11 protein-coding genes and 1 tRNA gene are annotated in these 14,635 nt (G+C 70.1%); 8 read left to right on the top strand and 4 right to left on the bottom strand.

What is annotated here, in order from left to right:
- Positions 1-52 precede the first annotated feature (52 nt).
- Positions 53-907 carry an urea carboxylase-associated family protein gene (locus VDQ18_RS18290; protein WP_323022340.1) on the bottom strand — a complete coding sequence of 285 codons (855 nt, stop codon included), beginning with the start codon at positions 905-907 and terminating at the stop codon, positions 53-55.
- 150 nt (positions 908-1,057) lie between these two features.
- Between VDQ18_RS18290 and VDQ18_RS18285 the strand changes: the two genes are divergently transcribed.
- A complete protein-coding gene (locus VDQ18_RS18285; protein ID WP_323022339.1) occupies positions 1,058-5,089 on the top strand; it encodes a PAS domain S-box protein in 4,032 nt (1,343 codons plus the stop codon).
- A gap of 8 nt (positions 5,090-5,097) precedes the next feature.
- Here VDQ18_RS18285 and VDQ18_RS18280 read toward each other — a convergent pair whose 3' ends face one another.
- Positions 5,098-5,460, bottom strand: a complete 363-nt coding sequence (locus VDQ18_RS18280) for a DUF1428 domain-containing protein (RefSeq protein ID WP_323022338.1) — start codon at positions 5,458-5,460, stop codon at positions 5,098-5,100.
- 107 nt (positions 5,461-5,567) lie between these two features.
- Between VDQ18_RS18280 and VDQ18_RS18275 the strand changes: the two genes are divergently transcribed.
- Positions 5,568-7,577 (top strand): hydantoinase/oxoprolinase family protein, encoded by a 2,010-nt coding sequence (locus VDQ18_RS18275; protein ID WP_323022337.1) that lies wholly within the window; start codon positions 5,568-5,570, stop codon positions 7,575-7,577.
- 41 nt (positions 7,578-7,618) lie between these two features.
- Positions 7,619-7,708: transfer RNA gene (locus VDQ18_RS18270), tRNA-Ser, on the top strand.
- 124 nt (positions 7,709-7,832) lie between these two features.
- Here VDQ18_RS18270 and VDQ18_RS18265 read toward each other — a convergent pair.
- Positions 7,833-8,456, bottom strand: a complete 624-nt coding sequence (locus tag VDQ18_RS18265) for a DNA alkylation repair protein (RefSeq protein WP_323022336.1) — start codon at positions 8,454-8,456, stop codon at positions 7,833-7,835.
- Positions 8,457-8,649: 193 nt separating this feature from the next.
- Between VDQ18_RS18265 and VDQ18_RS18260 the strand changes: the two genes are divergently transcribed.
- Together VDQ18_RS18260 and VDQ18_RS18255 are read left to right on the top strand one after the other, a co-directional pair.
- Entirely contained in the window at positions 8,650-9,033 is a 384-nt protein-coding gene (locus VDQ18_RS18260) for an acyl-CoA thioesterase (protein WP_323022335.1), read from the top strand.
- Between the two features lie 69 nt (positions 9,034-9,102).
- Positions 9,103-10,728, top strand: coding sequence for a thiamine pyrophosphate-binding protein (locus tag VDQ18_RS18255; RefSeq protein ID WP_323022334.1), 1,626 nt, complete (start codon positions 9,103-9,105; stop codon positions 10,726-10,728).
- Between the two features lie 165 nt (positions 10,729-10,893).
- On the opposite strand, the gene VDQ18_RS18250 is transcribed toward VDQ18_RS18255, so the two are convergent.
- Positions 10,894-11,649, bottom strand: a complete 756-nt coding sequence (locus tag VDQ18_RS18250) for a glutaredoxin (protein ID WP_323022333.1) — start codon at positions 11,647-11,649, stop codon at positions 10,894-10,896.
- A 129-nt stretch (positions 11,650-11,778) separates the two neighbouring features.
- On the opposite strand from VDQ18_RS18250, the gene VDQ18_RS18245 reads away from it, so the two are divergent.
- The 3 genes from VDQ18_RS18245 (at position 11,779) to VDQ18_RS18235 (ending at position 14,513) form a co-directional block, all read left to right on the top strand.
- On the top strand, positions 11,779-13,026 hold the full coding sequence (locus VDQ18_RS18245) for a glycerate kinase (RefSeq protein ID WP_323022332.1): 1,248 nt from the start codon (positions 11,779-11,781) through the stop codon (positions 13,024-13,026).
- A 115-nt stretch (positions 13,027-13,141) separates the two neighbouring features.
- A complete protein-coding gene (locus VDQ18_RS18240) occupies positions 13,142-13,750 on the top strand; it encodes a FecR domain-containing protein (RefSeq protein WP_323022331.1) in 609 nt (202 codons plus the stop codon).
- A gap of 73 nt (positions 13,751-13,823) precedes the next feature.
- On the top strand, positions 13,824-14,513 hold the full coding sequence (locus tag VDQ18_RS18235) for a Crp/Fnr family transcriptional regulator (RefSeq protein ID WP_323022330.1): 690 nt from the start codon (positions 13,824-13,826) through the stop codon (positions 14,511-14,513).
- The last annotated feature ends 122 nt before the right edge of the window (positions 14,514-14,635 follow it).

Genomic DNA, 14,635 nt, shown 5'->3' with positions numbered 1-14,635 from the left:
GCCGCTGGTCGCCCGAGGCGCCCGCGACAGCGGGCAACGAGGGCGAAACCCCTCACCGGCCGTGGGTACGGTCGTAGCCGTTGGCCACAGGCGGCACCCAGCCCGCCAGCGCCTCGGCCGGGGTTTCCCAGATCTCGACCTCGAGCGGGTGGCAGGCGGCCGCGTCCGAGGAATGCTCGGCGCTGCAATCGCCGCCCGGGCAGGCCGAGAGCACGCCCAGAAGCTCGATCTCGGCGAAGAATTCCAGGTAATCGCCCGGCCGCACCGGGCTTGCCTTCATGAAATACTGCCCCGTATCGGCCGTGAACCCCGTGCACATGAAGACGTTGAGCACATCATGCACCAGCGCTTCCGCCCCCTCGACCCCGGCGTCGCTCAGCGCCCGGGTCAGGTTGGAATGGCAGCAGTGATGGTAGTGCCCGCCGCCCGAGAGCAGCCAATGCGTATAGGGATCGCAGCGCGTGCCGATCACGTCATGCACCCGCCCGCCGAAGGCATCCACCCCGTACCAGCCCAGCGTATCCGCCACCAGCGTCGCCATCGGCCGCAGCCAGGGAAACACCGACCACATCCGGTCGCCGACCCCCAGATGCGTGCCGTGCAGCGCCCGGGTCTTGCCGGAATAGAAGCGCTCGCGCGGGTCCTCGGCCGAGAAGAGGTTGAGGTCGCCGACCTGCGGTCCCTCGGTGCAGGTGATGCGGAAGAACCCGCCCGCGGGCACCCGGAAGGCCCGCCCCTCGCGCGCCGGCACCGTCACGCTGCCGATCCTCCGCGCGCTTTGCCGGGCGCGCGCATAGGTTGCGCTGTCGGGGACCGGCAGCGTCTCGGTCGGGTAGCAGATGACCGGGGCCACGGCGCGGCGGGCATCGGCATCGGGCGGCGTCTCGAAGGGAAAATTCCTGTGCATGAAGGGGTCCCGGGCTGATCAGGCGCCGAACCGCGAGGGAGCGCGCCACATAAAGAAACAATGGAAACACTCCTTTACGGATTTTCAAGCTGTAAGCGCGCCGAGTCCCTGCTATGCTCGCCATAGGTGTAAATGTGCGGATCGCGGTTGATGGACGACGGTTCAGGTAGGACGGAAGCGATAACGCGTTCCCAGGGCACGCCCCATGATACGGTCATCGACGCGCTGGGGCTGCTGCTGAGGGCCGGACCGGAACAGCTGGATACCTCGATCGTCTCGGTCCTGCACCAGCTGGGCACTGCCGTGGGGGCCGAACGGGCGCTCCTTTGCACCGAGCGGCCGGACGGATGGCGGCTCACGCATCAATGGCATGCCCCGACCTGTGCGGCCTCCGGGGATTGCCTGGCCGGGCGCTCGGTCCTTGACCTTGTCGACGATCCCGCCGCGCTGATCGCCGGGCAGCCGCTGATCTATCCCGATCTCGCCGCGCTGCCCGAGGCGCCGCTGGCCCGCGCCCTGCTCAAGAACGGCGTGCAGGCCATGGCCATCGTCCCCCTGGTCTCGGACGCCGGGGTAAGCGGCATCATCGGCATGCAGCGCCTCAGGGGGCCCGGGGGATTTGACGCGACCGGGCTCTGGATGGCGCGGGCGCTCAGTGACGGGCTCAGCTCGGCCCTCGCCCGCCGGCAGGCCGAGGCCGAGCGCGACGCCGCTCGCGCCGCCCAGGCCGAAACGCTGGAGCGTCTGCGCGCCACGCTGGCGGCGATGCCGGAGCTGATGCTGGAAATCGACATCGACGGGCGCTGCATTGATTTCCACACCGCGGCGCCCGAGCATCTGGCGGTGCAATCCGAGGCCGTTCTGGGCCGCACGCTGGAGGAGACGCTGCCCCCCAAGGTGGCGCGTCTGCAGCGGACGGCGATGGCCAAGGCGCTGCGGAGCGGCAGCGCGCGGGTGCCGCTTTATCCGCTGACCCTGGGCGGGGTCGAGCACTGGTACGAGACGATCGTCGTTCACCGCCGGGTCGGCGGGCAGGATGGCTTCATCTTCCGCATCCGCGACGTGACGGCTGAGCGCCAGCGCGAGGCCGAGAACGCCATGCTGATCGAGGTGACGCGCACCATGACCAACCTGGCGGTCCTGTTGGACAACCAGGGTCGCATCATCTGGGCCAACCCCGCGGCCGAGCGGGTCTCGGGCTGGCGGATGGCCGATCTGCGCGGTCAGGCCTTCGAGGCGCTGGCCGATGCCGCGACCGATCCCGCGGCCATCGTCCAGCTCAAGGCGGCGATTGCCGAGCGCGAGTCGTGCCGGGTGGAGCTGGCCGGGCGGCGGCGCGACGGCACGTCGTACTGGGTCGATGTCTGGCTGCAGCCGCTGGCCGATCCGGCCGGCAAGCCGCAGGGTTTCCTGGCGATCAAGAACGACATCACCGCGATCAAGCGCCATGAGCGCGAGCTTGAGCGGCTGGCCATCGAATCCGAGCAGGCGCACAGCCGTCTGCATGCCGCGCTCGAGGTCTTGCAGGACGGTTTCGCCCTTTTCGATGCCGAGGATCGCATGGTCCTGTCGAACGAGCGCTACCGCAGCTTCTTCCCGCAAAGCGCCGAGATGATGGCGCCCGGCGTGCTGTTCGAGGATTTCCTGCGCCACGCGCTGGCGGCGGGGGAATTCCGCGACGCCGTGGGGCGCGAGGAGGAATGGTTCGCCGAGCGCATGGCGCAACACCGCAAGTTCAGCGCCGAGACCGAGCTGCAGTTGAAGGACGGCCGCTGCGTGCGGGTCTTCGAACATGCCACGCCGGATGGCGGACGGGTCGGGCTCAGGGTCGATGTGACGGCGCTGAAGGATGCCGAGCGGCGGCTCAACGACATCATCACCAGCGCCCGGGTTGGCATCTGGGAATTCGACATCCAGCGCGGCACCACCGAATTCAGCCCGCTGTGGTGGGAGATGCTGGGCTACGACACCGAGCATCAGATGGTCCTCACGCGGGAGCTGTGGAACAGCCTGATCCATCCCGACGACAACCAGCTGCTGCGCGAGTTGATCCGCCAGTTGCGCTGCGGCGCCAGCGAGGCGCTGGAGCTGGAAATGCGGCTGCGCCACCGCGAGGGGCATTGGGTGCATGTTCTGGCCCGCGGGCGCATCAGCCGCTACGATTCCTCGGGCGACGGGCTGCGGCTGGTGGGGATCGGGCTGGACCTGACCGACCGGCGGCAGGTCGAGGAGCGACTTCGCACCATCCTCGAGGCCTCGGCCGTCGGCACCTGGCACCTCGATTGCCTGAGCGGGCGGGTATCGATCGACGACCAATACGCGGCCATGCTGGGCTACCGGATGGACGAACTGCTGCCCTGGACCCGCGACAAGTTCGAATCCCTGGTTCATCCCGAGGATCTGCAAAGCTTGCACGACCGGGTGAGCAGCCTTTACGGCTCGGAACGCGACACCCTGGCGCATGAATTCCGCATGCGCCACCGCGATGGCCGCTGGGTCTGGATCCTGTCGCAGACCCGGGTGCAGCGCTGGTCCTCGCCCGGCGTCGCGGCCGAGGAGACGGGCGTCCACATCGACATCACCGAGCGCAAGCAGCGCGAAGCGGCACTGGCCGAGGCCAAGCAGGCGCTGGAAGAGGCGCTCTCGGCCCACCGGGCCTCGGAACAGCGCTATTCCGACATTGCCCAGGCCTCGAACGAATGGTTCTGGGAGATTGCGCCCGGCCGCCGCATCACCCATCTGACCGCCGGTTTCGAGCGCACCACCGGCATTCCGATCTGCGATGTCATCGGCCGATCGCTGGAGGAAATGGGCGTGACGCCCGATTCCGGCGTGGTGAGCGGCGATTGGGAGGTTCTGGCCCGTCGTCTGATCGCCCGCGAGGCGATCAGCGACTTCATGTTCCGCATCCAGCCCGATCCGCTGAACGCGCCGATCTGGCTGCGCATCAGCGGCGCGCCTTTCTACGACCCGTCGGGCCGCTACATGGGGTATCGCGGCGTCGGCTCGAACGTGAGCGCCCTGATCGCCGCCACCGAACGGGCCGAGGCCGGCAGTCAGGCCAAGTCGCGTTTCCTGGCCAACATGAGCCACGAGCTGCGCACGCCGCTCACCGGCGTCCTCGGCATGGCCGAGCTTCTGGGCGAGACCGACCTCACCCAGCGCCAGCGCGAGATGATCGACACGATCCGCGACAGTGGCGAGGGCTTGCTGGCGATCCTCAATGACATCCTCGACCTCGCCAAGATCGAGGCCGGGAAGATGGTCATCGAACACGAGCCCTTCGTGCCCTCCGAGATCCTGAGCCGGGTGCGGGCGCTCTTTGCGCCCCGCGCCGCCGCCGCCGGTCTGGAGCTGCGCATCGCGCCCGAGGCCGCCTGCGCCACGCCGCGGCTGGGGGACGCCAACCGCCTGCTGCAGATCCTGCACAATCTGGTCAGCAATTCCGTCAAGTTCACGCAGCAGGGCTTCATCTCGGTCACCGTGGGCCCTGCGCCTGACGATCCGGGCAGCCTGCTGTTCACCGTGCGCGACACCGGGATCGGCATGACCGCGGAACAGATGTCCAAGGTGTTCGAGGAATTCGAACAGGCCGAGACCTCGACCGCGCGCCGCTTTGGTGGCACCGGGCTGGGGCTGTCGATCACCCGGCGGCTGACCATGCTGATGGGCGGGACCATCACGCTGGACAGCCAGCCGGGCCAGGGCACCACGGTCACGCTGCTGCTGCCCGCCCCGGTCGCGGGTCCGGCCCTGCGGACGCCTGCCCGGCCGATGCCGGTGGGGCTGGACGGCCTGCGCCTGCTGGTGGCCGACGACAACCGCACGAACCGCAAGATCCTGGAGACGATGCTGACCGGCCTCGGCGCCAGCGTCACCCTTGCCGTCGACGGGCAGACCGCCTGCGACGCCTTCCGCCCCGGGGCCTTCGACGCGCTGCTCCTCGATATCTCGATGCCTGGGCTCGACGGCATGGGCGCGCTGGCCGCGATCCGCGCGATGGAGGCCCGGGCCGGTGCCAGCCCGGTTCCGGCGCTGGCGGTGACGGCCAATGCCATGGCGCACCAGATCGAGGATTACCTTGCCGCAGGGTTTGACGGCCATGTCGCCAAGCCCTTCCGCAAGGAGACGCTGGCGCAGGCGCTGGAAGGCGCGGCCGCCGTGCGGCGGAAGGCCTCCTGAATCGCGCGTCAGGCCCCGTCGCGGCCCATGGTCAGGATCGGGGCAAAGGTCCCCAGGATCAGCCGCCGCTGGTCGAAGGGCACCGCGGCGGGATCGCTGCCGCGCGGATCCTCGGCGATCGCCGCCTCGGCAGCCTCCATCACGGCACGCGAGGGCCAGATCTGCCACATCAGCACGATCCTCTCGCCCGGCTCCGCCGCCACCGCCTTGCGGAAATCGGTGCGGCTGCCCTCGGGGATGTGATCCTCCCAGGCCTCGACCACCTCCTGGCAGCCCAGCCGCCGCAACAGCGCCGCGCTGTCACGCGCCCAGACCAGATAGGCCGCGCGCTGCGCTTCGGGCACCGGGATCACGAAGGCGGCGATATGCATGGTCTGTCCTCTGCCCCCAGCATCGCGCAGCAGGCCCCGGCCTGTCGAGCCCCCTTCCCTTTCGCCCGCCCGGCCCCTAGCAAAGAGGCAGGCGAACGGAGGCGGTGATGGCGGTATTCCTGGGGGTCGATACGGGCGGGACCTATACCGATGCGGTGCTTCTGGACGATGCCGCCGGGCGGGTGCTGGCCAGCGCCAAGGCCCTGACCTCGCGCCCTGACCTGTCCCACGGGATCGGCGGCGCCATCGACGCGGTTCTGGCCGATGCGCCCGGGATCGCGCCGGGCGAGATCGGCCTCGTCTCGCTGTCGACGACGCTTGCCACCAACGCGCTGGTCGAGGGTCAGGGCACCCGCGCCGCGCTGGTGGTGATCGGCTTCGCCCCCGCCGATATCGCCCGCGCCGGTCTGGCCGAGGCGCTGGGCGACGATCCCCTGATCGCGCTCGCCGGCGGCCATACCCACGCCGGGACCGAGGCCGCGCCGCTCGATACCGGAGCGCTGGAAAGCGCGCTCGCGGCGCTGCCGCCCGGGATCAGCGCGCTGGCCGTTGCCGGTCAGTTCGCCACCCGCAACCCCGCGCATGAAAACGCCGCCCGCGCCCTGATCCGCGCCCGGACCGGCCTGCCGGTCACCTGTTCGCATGAGCTCAGCGCCGGGCTGAACGGGCCGAAACGCGCCCTGACCGCGCTGCTCAACGCCCGTCTCGTCGGCATGATCGACCGGCTGGTCACCGCCTGCGAGACCCATGTCGCGGCGCGGGGGATCAACGCGCCCTTGATGGTGGTCCGCGGTGACGGCGCGCTGGTCAGCGCGGCCCTGGTGCGCGAGCGCCCGATCGAGACCATTCTCAGCGGCCCCGCGGCATCGATCGCCGGGGCGGCCTGGCTCACCGGGCTCAGCGACGCGCTGGTCTCGGACATCGGCGGCACAACGACCGATGTCTGCCTGTTGCGCGACGGCCGCCCCGCCATCGACCCCGAGGGCGCCCGCGTCGGCGGCTGGCGCACCATGGTCGAGGCGGTGGCGATGCGCACCACGGGCCTTGGCGGCGACAGCGAGGTCCGGGTGCAGGAGGGACTGGAGGGCGGGCTGATCCTCGGCCCCCGGCGGGTGATCCCGCTGTCGCTGGCGGCGATCCAGCACCCAGAGCTCGTCCACCGCATGCTGGACGAGGCGCTGGGCCGCGACCCCGCGCCCGAAGAAGGCTGGCGGCTTGCCCTGCCCCTCTTTTCCGCGCTGCCCCCCGGCCTGCCATCCCGCGACGCCGCCGTCGCCGAACGCCTGCTGACCGGACCGAAGCGGCTTTCCGAGCTGTTGCGCACCCGGGTCGAGGGGCCGGCGCTGACCCGGCTGGTGCAGGGCGGGCTGGTGATGCTGACCGGCCCCACGCCGTCCGACGCCGCGCATGTGCTGGGGCGGCAATCGGGCTGGGACGCAGCGGCGGCGGAAAAGGCGCTGATCCTGCTGGCCCGGCGCCGCGGCGGCAATGGCGAGCGGCTGGCGCCCGACGCCGCCGCCATGGCCCAGCGGATCGTCGACCAGCTGACCCGGCAGACCGTCGATTGCCTGATGGAAGCGGCCTATGCCGAGGACGGCCGCGACTTCGGCGCCCCGGCCGAGGCGCTGGCCCGCCTGCCCCTGACCGCCGCCGCGCTGGACCGCGCCCCGGGGCTGGTGCGGCTTGAGGCCCGGCTCGGCGTGCCGGTCATCGGCCTTGGCGCCTCGGCCGGGTGCTATTACCCCGCGGTCGGCGCGCGGCTCGGCACGCAGATGGTGGTGCCCGAGCATGCGGGCGTGGCCAATGCGGTGGGCGCGGTGGTGGGCCAGGTCTCGATGCATGCCGAGGGCCAGGTCACGGCCCCCGCCCCCGGCCTCTATGTCGCCCATCTCGCCACCGGCCCCGCCCGCTTTGCCGAGGCCGAGGCGGCGGTTGCGGCGCTGGAGGCCGATCTGACCCAGCAGGCCCGCGCCCGGGCCATGGCCGCGGGCGTGACCGAGCCGCGGCTCACCACCGGGCGCGAGGATCTGGGCGCCGAGGTCGAGGGCCAACCGATGCTGGTCGAGATCCGCCTGCGCGTCACCGCCTCGGGCCGCCCCCGCATCGCCACCGGCTGACGCTTGCAGGCGCCCGGGCGCGCGGATAGAACGCCCTCAACGGATGGGTGGCCGAGTGGTTTAAGGCTCTGGTCTTGAAAACCAGCGTGGGGGTGACTCCACCGTGGGTTCGAATCCCACCCCATCCGCCATTTCCGAACGCCACCGGGATCTCCGTTCCCGCGTAATGACGCCCCGCTCACCGCCGAAACCGGATGCAGCGGCCGTTTGCCGATGCCCCTGGGGCTGAATCGTGGCCGCGATGACAGCCGCTTGTCAGTCCTCCGCGATCAGCCGTGTCGCCAGTTTGAAGGTCTGTCGGGTGCCGCGCTCTTCGAGATTCCAGGTCGCGACCGCGCGCCTGACCGGTTCGGGATGCTTCTTGCTGATGTCCCGCAAGGCGTTTCCGGCCGATTTCCGCAGATACTCGCTGTCATCGTTCCTGAATTGCTCCAGCAATGCGATGGCAACTTCGGGATGGTCGCGGAAATAGGGGCGCCCGGTCCAGATCCTGAGCCCCTCGGTGACCGCGCGGCGAACATTGGCGGAAGGGTCGGACAACCATTCCTTGATGACCGGGAGAGCGGCTTCATAGCCTCTGTCCGCGCAATAGCGGTCAAAGGCCTTGGCCAGGATCTCCTGCACGCGCCAGTCGCTGTCCGCGCTGACGGTTTCCTTCAGCATCCTCAGCGCCTCCGCGTCCTGCGCCGCCAACCGGCCGAGGAGGAAGGTGCCGATGCACCGGGCCTGGGCCACCTCCGACGACAGGAGCGCGGCGGCCATCTCCCTGGCCTCGGACGGGGAGGCGCTGGCGAAGACCTCATCGGCCGCCTCGGCCAGATCCTTGAACCCGTGCTGGGTCTTGCTCGACCGTTCAACCAGTTGCGCCACGTTCTGCATCTGTCGACCTATCCTTGATGTACCGGCAGCTTAGCGCGGCGCCACGGCCGATGACAGGCGGCTCGTCACGCGCCCCGGTCGGATCCCTGGGGAGCCTCTGCGCTGGCGCCTGCTGCCGGGCTTGGCCGTCACCCCGCTTGCCCTCGCCCGCGGCTTCGGTCACCTTGCCCGCCGGACGATGCAGGAAACCGAGATGACCGACAAGCCGCAGGGCGAACTGACCCTTCAGACCGTGCCGATGCCCGCCGATACCAACGCCAATGGCGACATTTTCGGCGGCTGGGTGCTGAGCCAGATGGATATCGCCGGGGGCGTGGCGGCGCATCGCCGCTCGGGCGGGCGGACGGCGACGGTGGCGATCAACGCCATGCGCTTTCATGCCCCGGTGCTGGTGGGGGATCTGTTCACTGTCTACACCTCGATCCTGAGGACAGGCACCACCTCGATGACCATCCATGTCGAGGCCTGGGTCCAGCGCCCCGCCCTGCCCGCGGCGATTCAGGTGACGGAGGCCGATTTCACCTTCGTCGCCATCGAATCCTCGGGCGTGAAACGGCCCCTGCCCCCGGCCCCTTGACGCCGCGCCGGGGTTGCCCTTTGGCCCCCGCTGCGCCAGACTCGTTGCACTTGCGACAGAGGGGATCCCATGGCCGACACCGCCACCTATGGCTATCAATCCATCGCCCGCGCGGTGCTGGACCACGAGATCGACACGATGTTCGGCCTGATGGGGGATGCCAATCTCTTCATGGTCGACCATTACGTGCGCGAGGGCGGCGGCACCTTCGTGCCCGTGGCCTATGAGGGCAGCGCGGTGCTGATGGCGCTGGCCTGGGCGCATGTCTCGGGCAAGGTGGGTGTGGCGACGGTGACGCACGGCCCGGCGCTGACCAATTGCGTGACGGCGCTGACCGAGGGGGCGCGCGGCCATATCCCGATGGTGCTGCTGGCCGGCGATACCTCGGTCATGGCGCCGCAGAACCTGCAGAACATCGACCAGCGCGAGGTGGTGAAGGTCACCGGTGCCGGGTTCGAGCAGCTCCGCGCGCCCGAGACGGCGGCGCATGACGTGGCGCACGCTTTCTATCGTGCGCGGGTGGAGAAACGGCCCATCGTCCTGAACATGCCCGCCGATTTCATGTGGCAGGAGGTTGCGCATCGAAAGACCGTCTTCCCGGCCTTCGCCGCCCCCGCCATGGTGCCCGAGGGCGACGATCTCGACGCGGCCATCGGCATGATCGCCTCGGCCCGGCGGCCGATCATTCTGGCGGGCGGCGGGGCTGCGGGCGCGCGGGACCGGCTGATCCGGCTGGCCGACCGGCTGGAGGCGCCGCTGGCCACCACGCTCAAGGCCAAGGGGCTGTTCAACGGGCATCCCTATAACCTCGACATCGTCGGCACGCTCTCGACCCCCGCCACCTATGACGCCATCGCAAAGTCGGATTGCATCGTCTGTTTCGGCGCCTCGCTGCACCATTTCACCACCGACAAGGGCAAGCTGATGAAGGGCAAGCGGGTGGTGCAGGTAAACGAGAGCCCGCTGGAGGCGGCGAAGAACTTCCACCCCCATGTGGCGCTGATCGCCGATGCGGGCCTGACCGCCGACAACATCGTGCATTGGCTCGATGAGGCCGAGATCCCGCCCTCGGGCTTCACCCGCGAGCTGGACATGGAAGCGCTGACCCTGCATCCGCCGGGGCGGACGGGCGCGAAGGCGGGCACGGTCAACTACGTTCAGGCCCTGCGCAAGCTGGAAGAGGCGCTGCCGAAGGACCGCATCCTGACCACCGACGGCGGGCGCTTCATGACCGAGGTCTGGTGCCGGATCTCCGCCCCCGATCCCCACAGCTTCATCGTCACCGCCAATTTCGGCTCCATCGGGCTGGGGTTGCAGGAGGCGATCGGCGCGGCGCTGGCCGACCGGACGCGGCCGGTGGTGCTGTTCACCGGCGACGGCGGGTTCATGATGGGAGGGGTAAACGAGTTCAACACCGCGGTGCGGCTGGGGCTCGACCTGATCGTGGTGGTGGCCAATGACAGCGCCTATGGGGCCGAGCATATCCAGTTCATCGACCGGGCGATGGATCCGGGGCTGACGGAATTCGACTGGCCGTCCTTTGCCGAGGTGGCGACGGCTTTGGGGGGTGAGGGGATTGCGGTGGCGTCAAATGCCGACCTCGACCGGGCGCTGGCGGCAATTCCGAACCGGACGCGGCCCCTGTTGATCGAGTTGAAGCTGGATCCCGAGGATGTGCCGCGGATGCGGATCTGACGGGAGGTGCGTGCGAGCACGCACCCTACGGGGGATGGTCGACGTTCACCCTCCGGGGGATCGTGTAAGGTGGAATGAAATCCCACCCTACAGCGTCGGCGCGGGCCGGGCGGTCTCACCCCGATGCGCCCCGTAGGGTGGGATTTCATCCCACCATCCAAGCCATCACAGGAACACCTTTGCCCCCATCCACAGCCCCATCCCCGCCATCAGCGCACTCTCGGTGAAGGACACGAACCCCAGCGGCACCTTCGACGCCCCGCCGACACAGGCGCATTTCTGCTCGCGTTTGTCGATCCACACCGCCTTGGCCACGCTCACCGCGCCGATCAGCCCGATGACCAGCGACACCGGCGCCGCCAGCCAAAGGAGCGCCCCTGCCGTCATCAGGATCCCCGCCAGCGCCTCCAGATAGGGATAGATCGACGCATAGGGCACCCAGCGCCGCGCCAGCAGATCGTAGTTCAGGAACATCAGCGAAAACGCCTCGACATCCTGCAGCTTCTGCAAGGCGAGTAACACCATCGACAAGGACACGAACCATTCCAAGGCCCTCAGCGTCAGCGGATTGCCGTAGTGATGCCAGGACAGTGCCAGCGCCAGAAGCGCGGCCACGGCGAAGATCACCACCACCGGGCGATAGGAGGTCTCGCTGCGCTCCTCCGCCGGCGGGTCGAGGCCCAGCCAGACCCGCAGATCGTCATAGCCCCCGATCCGTTCGCCACCGATATAAGTCTGGGGCGAGGTTTCGACCCCGGCCTGCTCGAGGAACGCATCGGTCTCGGCCCGGGTGCGGAGCGGATGGTCGATCACCCGGAAGCCGTGGCGCCTGAGCAGGTCCTTCGACTTCAGCCCGTAGGGGCAGAGGTGTTCGGGCGTTTCCATCCGGTAAAGCTCGGCGGTCTTGTCTGACGGCGGCATGGCAGATCCTTTCAGAAAGCTAACCGCCGCCCCCGCCGGCAGGTTCCCGCGCCGCGCCGACACCCTGCCCCTTCGCCCCCTTCCCCCAGCGGCCCGCCCGGTGCATCATCCTGCGACGAAGGAGGCCCGATGCCCGACCCCGCCCCCCTGCTCCGCGCGCTCTTCGACCGCGCCGTCGCGGTCGCCGACCCGATGCGCTCGCTCGCTGCGGCCCTGCCGCCGAAACCCGCGGGCCGGGTCGTGGTGGTCGGTGCGGGCAAGGCAAGCGCCCGCATGGCCGAGGCCGTCGAAGCCGTCTGGGGCCCCTGCCAGGGGCTGGTCATCACCCGCTATGGCTATGCCCGTCCCTGCGAGGGGATCGAGATCGTCGAGGCCGCGCATCCGGTCCCCGACGAGGCCGGCGCCCGGGCCACCGACCGCCTGCTGGCGCTGCTGGAGGGCCTTGGCGAGGGGGATTTCGTGCTGGCGCTGATCTCGGGCGGGGCCTCGGCGCTGCTGGTGGCACCCTGCGCCGGGGTGACGCTGGCCGAAAAACAGGCGGTGAGCGCGGCGCTTCTGGATTCCGGGGCGCCCATCGACCGGATGAACACGGTCCGCAAACACCTCAGCCGGGTGAAGGGCGGGCAACTGGCCGCCGCAGCCTATCCCGCCCGGATGCTGGCCCTTTTGATTTCCGACGTGCCGGGCGATGATCCGGCCTTCATCGGCTCCGGCCCGACGGTCGGCGATGCCTCGAGCGCGGCGGACGCCCGCGCCGTCCTGTCGCGCTGGCAGGTCCCCGTCCCGCCCTCGGTCACCGAGGCGCTGATCCGGCCCACCGGCGTCATCCCCCCGGGCGATCCGCGCCTCTCGCGGGCCGAGACGGTGATCTACGCCGCCCCCTCGCAATCCCTCGCCGCCGCCGCCGATCTGGCCCGGGCCGAGGGCTGCGAGGCCGAGATCCTCGGCGACGCGCTGGAGGGCGAGGCGCAGGAGGTGGCGGCAGAGATGGCCCGCACCGCCCTCGCCCGCCAGCAGGCACTGGCGCCGGGCGCGACGCCGCTGGTGCTGCTCTCGGGCGGTGAGCTTACGGTGACGCGGCGGGGCGACGGCACGGGCGGGCCGAACGCCGAATTCTGCCTGGCGCTGGCGCTGGCGCTGAACGGCGCACCCGGCATCCATGCGCTCGCCTGCGACACCGACGGCGTCGATGGCGCGGCCGAGGTGGCGGGCGCGCTGATCGGCCCCGACACCATCCCTAATCGAAAGGACGCCGAAGCCGCCCTCGCCCGCAACGATTCCCACAGCTATTTCGCCAGACGCAACGCCCAGGTGGTGACCGGCCCCACCCTGACCAATGTGAACGATTTCCGTGCCCTCCTGATCCTGCCCCGCTGACCTGTTCCGCCGGGAACAGACAGCGGCCCGGTTTCGCGCCACCCTGCGGCCTTTGCCCGATGTCCGATTTGCCAGTCCTCCCCGGTTTCAAACGCCCTTTCCAGAAAGCGATCCCATGACCCAGCTTTCCCGCCGCCACCTGCTCATCACCGCCGCCGCCCTGCCCCTCGCAGCCCGCAGCGCCCGTGCCGATGCCCGACTGGGCGAGGTGCTCGAAGCCTCCGGCGCGGGCAGCGTCACCCGGGGCGGCACGCTGCTGCCGCTCGAACCTGGCCTTGCGCTGATGGAGGGCGACCAGGCCGCCACCGGCGAGGACGGGCTGGCGCTGCTGCTTCTGGACCGCGAGACGCGGATCAACCTCGGCCTTGGTTCCTCCATCGAACTCGCCAGCTATCTGGGCGAGATCGGCGGCACGATCAACGTCGGCGGCGCCATGGTCTTCGACCGGCCCGAGACGCTGCCGCCCCTCGACTTGCGCTTCGTCACCGCCTTCGGCGAGATCGGCGTGCGCGGCACCCGCTTCTTCGTCGGCCCCTCGCGCGGGGAATACGCGGTCTTCGTCGATCGCGGCGAAGTCTCGGTCTCGAACGCGGGCGAGACGCGGGTGCTGATCGCGGGCGACGGCTGCACGCTGAACGAGGGCGCGGCGCCCGGCGAGCCCTCGCCCTGGGGCGCGGCGCGGGTCGACGAGGCCTTTGCCTCGCTCGGCCTGACACGCAGCTAAAGCGCCGTCACGACGGGGCTTTACGCCCCGCCCGCGGCGCGGCACCATCGCCGCGTCACGGGAAAGGAACAGCATGCCGAGCCGCGGATTCTGGAAATCCTTCGAGATGTTTGCGCCGCTTTCGCCGACGGCGCTGGATGCGGTGGCCGCAGCGGCGCGGCCGCGCAGCTGGGCCCCCGGCGAGGTGCTGTTCCAGCGCGACGATCCGGGCGACTGGCTGGTGGCGATCGAGACCGGGCGCATCCGCATCTCGCTGGTGACGCAGGGCGGGCGCGAACTGGTGCTGCGCCATGCCGAAGCGGGCGAGATGCTGGGCGAGATCGCGCTCTTCGACCGCCAGCCACGCTCGGCCGATGCCACGGCGGTGGGACCGGTCACCGGCTGGGTGCTGACGCGGCGGGCCTTCGACACGCTGGCGGGGGGCGATCCGGCCTTCTACGAGGCGGCGCTGACGCGGCTGTCGACGCTCCTGCGCACGACGACGCTGCAGCTCGAATCGATCGCGCTTTACCAGCTGCGGGCGCGTGTCGCCCGTTTCCTGCTGATCACGCTGGAACAATTGCACGGCGCCGACATCCCCGAGGATGCCTCGCTGGCGCTGGGTCTCTCGCAGGGGGAACTGGCCGCGGTGCTGGGCGCGACCCGGCCCAAGGTGAACCGGGTGATCCAGGATTTCCGCGACGAGGGGCTGATCCGGGACACGGCCGGCACCTGGACCTGCGATATCGCCGGGCTGCGTGCCGAGGCCGGGGGAGAAGGCTGAGGGGGGAGGTGTTTCGCCCTCGTTGCCCGCTGTCGCGGGCGCCTCGGGCGACCGGCGGCGCGGCGTTGCCGCGCCGAAGTAGGGGGGCCGTCTGCCCCCCTCTGCCCTGCGGGCATTCACCC

Source organism: Pararhodobacter sp. (genome assembly GCF_034676075.1).
In the GTDB taxonomy this organism is placed as follows: domain Bacteria; phylum Pseudomonadota; class Alphaproteobacteria; order Rhodobacterales; family Rhodobacteraceae; genus Pararhodobacter.
This window is presented reverse-complemented; position numbering and strand designations above follow the sequence as displayed.